At 65.4% G+C, this 4,500-nt stretch carries 6 protein-coding genes; 2 read left to right on the plus strand and 4 right to left on the minus strand.

The features are described 5' to 3' along the window. Window positions 1–202: 202 nt before the first annotated feature. Complete coding sequence (locus tag ACYVDE_RS15265; RefSeq protein WP_460502399.1) at window positions 203–541, plus strand: hypothetical protein; 339 nt, start codon at window positions 203–205, stop codon at window positions 539–541. Window positions 542–705: 164 nt separating this feature from the next. Here ACYVDE_RS15265 and ACYVDE_RS15270 read toward each other — a convergent pair whose 3' ends face one another. Together ACYVDE_RS15270 and ACYVDE_RS15275 are read right to left on the minus strand one after the other, a co-directional pair. Beyond that, a complete protein-coding gene (locus ACYVDE_RS15270) occupies window positions 706–1,335 on the minus strand; it encodes a flavin reductase family protein (RefSeq protein ID WP_460502400.1) in 630 nt (209 codons plus the stop codon). 70 nt (window positions 1,336–1,405) lie between these two features. Beyond that, window positions 1,406–1,822, minus strand: coding sequence for a MauE/DoxX family redox-associated membrane protein (locus ACYVDE_RS15275; RefSeq protein ID WP_460502401.1), 417 nt, complete (start codon window positions 1,820–1,822; stop codon window positions 1,406–1,408). A gap of 111 nt (window positions 1,823–1,933) precedes the next feature. Here ACYVDE_RS15275 and ACYVDE_RS15280 point away from each other — a divergent pair, with 111 nt between their 5' ends. Next, window positions 1,934–2,422: a hypothetical protein gene (locus tag ACYVDE_RS15280; protein ID WP_460502402.1), complete on the plus strand. Its 489-nt coding sequence runs from the start codon at window positions 1,934–1,936 to the stop codon at window positions 2,420–2,422. On the opposite strand, the gene ACYVDE_RS15285 is transcribed toward ACYVDE_RS15280, so the two are convergent. Together ACYVDE_RS15285 and ACYVDE_RS15290 are read right to left on the minus strand one after the other, a co-directional pair. Next, entirely contained in the window at window positions 2,406–3,914 is a 1,509-nt protein-coding gene (locus tag ACYVDE_RS15285; RefSeq protein ID WP_460502403.1) for a M28 family peptidase, read from the minus strand. The genes ACYVDE_RS15280 and ACYVDE_RS15285 overlap by 17 nt on opposite strands. A 77-nt stretch (window positions 3,915–3,991) precedes the next feature. Then, window positions 3,992–4,500 (minus strand): alpha/beta hydrolase family protein (locus tag ACYVDE_RS15290; RefSeq protein ID WP_460502404.1); only part of this gene is annotated, 509 nt, incomplete at its 5' end.

Below are 4,500 nucleotides of genomic sequence, written 5' to 3' on the forward strand. Positions count from 1 at the left end.
CGGCGCGCCCCACGGCACCGAGGGCACGGCGGAAGCGGGAGGGGCCGCGGGGCGCGGAATCGGCGGAATCGGACATGGCGGGACAGGGGCAAAAGGAGCGGCGGGCACCGCAATAACCCGAAAATAGCGCCGCGGTTGGCATCGCGTTGGCCTTCCGCCCGAAATGAACGTACTTTGCATTCCCAATACCAAGCACTACTCCATGAAGCTTTCTTCCCGTTTCGCCCTGGCCCTGCTGCCGGGCCTGGCCCTAGCCGCCTCGCTCTCGTCCTGCGATTACCGCTGGAGCCCCGGCGAAAACACGCAATTCAAGCACGGCTTTGTCAACCCGCCCGGCTGGCACAACTCCGACGTGAACCGCGACAGCATCAACAACCAGCCCAAGGCCCCCAAACCGGTGGGCGAAGGCTCGGCTACGGCCATCAAAAACGGCAGCGTGCAGGATAAGCTGAACTCGGCTCCGGCCGGCGCCGACGCCACCGGCGGCCAAACCGCCAGCGGCCAGATGGGCACGCCCGAGCAGGCTCAGCCTAAGAAATAAGCTGGCGCTTGCCAGATGCAAAAAGCCCGCTGCCATGATGGTAGCGGGCTTTTTGCGTTCGGATTATCTGCCGATATGGGCACGAGTCCCGGTCGGCTGCGGTTAGCATCGGTGGTGCTTCAACCGGTCAGACCACCTAGGGCGGTCTGACCGGCGTAGCGGCGCTACTCCGGCTGCGGGAATTGCCCCGGCCGGGCGTAGCCGAAGCGTACCGGCGACTGCACGGCGTGGTAGCCGTCGAGGCCGGAAATGGCGGCGGTGCCGGCGCCGACGAGGTCGAGCGTGCCATCGGGGCGCAGCAGCTCGTCCTTCAGATAAACGTGCTCCACGCTGCCCACCAGCAGCACGGTGCCGTTGCTGATGGGGTGCTCCTCCAGCAGCCGCAGGCCGATGCTAAGTGCGCTTTCGACCACGTAGGGCGCGGCAAAGTCGTCGCGATAAATAGCGGTGAAGCCGCAGGCGTCGAACTCCGATACGTCGTCGGGGAAGTTGGCCGAAGTGTAGTGAGCCTGCGCCGCCAGCGCCTCGGGCACGTGGTTGAGGGTGTAGCAGCCGCTGGCTTTGAGGTTGGCGTAGGTATGGCGCGGCACGGTGGTGGGCCGCGTCACAATGCCGAGCAGGGCTGGGTCGGAGCCCAGGTGCAGCGCCGAGCTGAACACGGCCAGGTTGGTGCGGCCGTCGGGCGCGGCAGTACCCACCAGGTTGGCTGGCTTGAAGCCGGGCAGGCCGTTGACGAGGTTGAGGCGGTAGATTTTATCGAAGCCGGCAATGTCGGCGGCAGTGAGGTGGCGCATTTACGCTTCGCTTAATGGAAAATGAAGAATGAGCAAGTAAGTCGGCACCCCCGGAATTGTTCAGGTTTATTTAGCGGGCTGCGGCAGTTGTCGCCCGGTCGAGGCAGAGGCGGTTGTGCTGACAATGCAGTATCAGCGCAAAAATGAACAGGCCGTACACCAGCTGCGTGCCCACCGTGTCCCACTGTTCCAGCAGGCTGCTGCCGAAGGCCAGGGCCGTCATCAGCAGCAGGGCCGCAGCCAGCGCCGGCCGGGTAAACAGCCCGATAATCAGCAGTAAGCCAATGGCACCCTCCACGAATGGCAGCACCACCGCGAAGGGCCGCACCAGCAACTCGGGCAGCAGGGAGTGGGCAAACTGCTTCACCATGCCCGCCTGAAACGCGGCCAGCTTGGGCAGCCGCACCAGAAAGTGCGTCAGGAACGTCACGCCCAGCAGCAGGCGGCCCAGCACGAAGGCCAGTTCGGGGTTGGTCAGGTTCAGCATGAAACTCCATACGAGCCCAATGACCGAAAGTGAACGGGGCGCGGCCCTTCGCGCCGCTACAATCGCGGACGGTCGCCGACCTTTGCCCACCGCCGGGGTTACATTTGGCCGATGGAATGCACCTGCTCCCACTACCCGCCGCTGTCCCTTGACCGCCGCAGCATCAACAAGCGCATCAAGGCCACGGCCGCGATTCTGAAGCCGCTGGTGCTGCTGGGGGAGAACCCGACGCTCCGGCTGAAGCTGCTGCGGTGCCCGCACTGCGCCCAGTACTGGCAAACCGGCTGGGAATGGAGCCTTGGAGGCAGCGAATACGCCTGCCACGTGCCCAAAATTGACTTGGCCGACTGGCAGCAGGAGCCCTATATACAGCCCGCCGCGTGGATGGTATACGGCGCGATGATGGAGCCTTACTACGCCAAAAACACTTTCGAGCCCAGCGACAAGCCGTGCGGGGTGGCCGGGTGCCCGCACCGCGCCATCCGGTTCAGCGGCGTGTGCGAGCCGCACCACGTCGAGCAGCTGCAACAGTTCGGGATGCTGCCGAAGCGGCCCGTCGGCCGGCTGTTTTCGCCATACACCGCTACCGCTCCAGCTTAAAGCCGGGCTCCCGGGCCGGCGGCGCGGTGCGGTTGGCCACGGCCCAGCCGGTGAGGTACATCCACTGCGTCATGCGCAGCAGCTTGGCATAGTCGATGCGGCTGGGTTCGTCGCGGGGCGTGTGGTAGTCGACGTGCAGCAGCGAGGTGTACATGATGGCCGGGATGCCCAGGCGGGCGTAGGGCAGGTGGTCGGAGCGGAAGTACCAGCCTTCGGGGTGCGTGGGCTTGTCCCACTCGGTATCGAGCTTGAATTTGGGGCCGGCCTGGTTAGCGGCCAGGGCAGTTTTCACGAGGTCGGAGGAGTTCATATGCGGCGGCGTGCTGCCCAGCAGGGCGGCGCTGTCGGGCGCGTTGCGGCCCATCATCTCCGCGTTCAGTACCGCTACGATGGACGACTGCGGCACCGTGGGGTGGGCCGAAAAATAGGTCGAGCCAATCAGCCCACGTTCTTCCGAGCCCTGGTACACGAACAGGGCCGAGCGGCGGCTAGGCTGCTGCTTGAAGGCCCGCATGATGGCCAGCAGCGCCGCGCAGCCGGTGGCATTGTCGTCGGCGCCGTTGTTGATGGAGTCGCCGGCGATGGGGGCGCGCACGCCGTCGTGGTCCTGGTGGGTGCTGAAGAGGACATATTCTTTTTTCAATTGCGCGTCGGTGCCGGGCATCTTGGCCACGATGTTCACGGACGGGTACTGGAAGCTTTCCACCTTGAGGTCGGCGGTGAGCTGCTGGCCGGCCTGCTGCACCCAACTGGCGGCGCTGGCGGGCAGCCACACCACCGGCGGCGTGCTCACCACCTTGGTGCTGGCCGCGCCCGGCAGGCTGTAGCGGCCGCGCTCAAAAACGTGGCTCCAATGGTCGTAAAGGGCCTGCGAAGGCGCGTCGGAAATGAACACTACTGCGACCGCGCCGGCTTTGGTGAGCTCGGCGGCCTGCCCGGCAAACTTGCCAAACACGTAGCGCCGGTAGCTGATGCCGTCGGTGGGCGCGCCCGCAATCTGTACGGCCACGGCCTTGCCCTTCACGTCGACTTTGGCCACTTCGGCGGGCGTGCCGGTGCCCACGTACACCAGCGGCGCGTTCACGCTGGCGTTGGTGGGGGCTGTCACGGCGCCGTCTTCGTTCAGCTTAATCTCGTGGCTGCCAATGCGCAGCGTGCTGCTCTTGCTCAGGCGCGTGCGTTGCAGGTTGAACCACTGAAAGTAGGTGCCGTCGTCGCCGGCCGGCAGCATGCCGGTGGCCCGAATCTGGTCGGCGAGCCACACGGAGGCTTTCAGTTCATCCAGCGTGCCGCCCTCGCGGCCCCGGAAATGGTCGCCGGCCAGCGCAAACAAGTCGCGCTTGATGTCGGCCTCGCGGATGGCGCTTTCGGCGTTGGCCGGCTTGGCGGTTGATTTTGCAGCGGGCTTTTTCTGGGCGGTCGCCACGAAAGGGGCAGTCATACTAAGCCCGACCAGCAGCAGGCGCGAAGCACTGCGCGATAAGTAGTTCATAAATAGACGGAGAAGAAATAGACGTTTCGGGCCGTCAAGGTAAGTCCTGGCGAAGGGTTAAGGGGCCCGGCGGTGGGCTATTTCGACGAAGTGCCCAGATAATGGTCCAGCCAATCCAGCCACAGACGGTTCCATTCGGCGCTGCGCACGGGGTCGCCGGGCACGTGGGCGGCGATGGGGAAGGCCACGAAGCGCACCGGCACGCCGTTGTCTTTCAGTGCGTGGTACATCTTATATGAGTTGCTGATGGGCACGCGGAAGTCGCCCACGTTGTGCAGAATGAGCGTGGGCGTGCGCCAGCGCGGGGCCCGGCTCAGCGGCGACTGCGCCCGGTAGTGCTCCAGGTTGGCGGCGCTTAGCCAGGGCGAGGGGCCGTAGTGCCCGGCATTGGCGATGTTGTTGTCGCTCAGATTATAGCTATCGAGCAGGTCGACTACCGACGCGGCGGCCACCGCGCAGCGCCAGCGGCGCGGCTCGCCCATCAGCCAAGCCGTCATAAACCCGCCGTAGCTTGCGCCGGAGAGGGCAATGCGGCTGGTATCAACCCAGCCGCGCGTTGCAAGGGCGGCAATGCCGGCCAGCACGT

The sequence above is a fragment of the Hymenobacter agri genome (assembly GCF_054778495.1).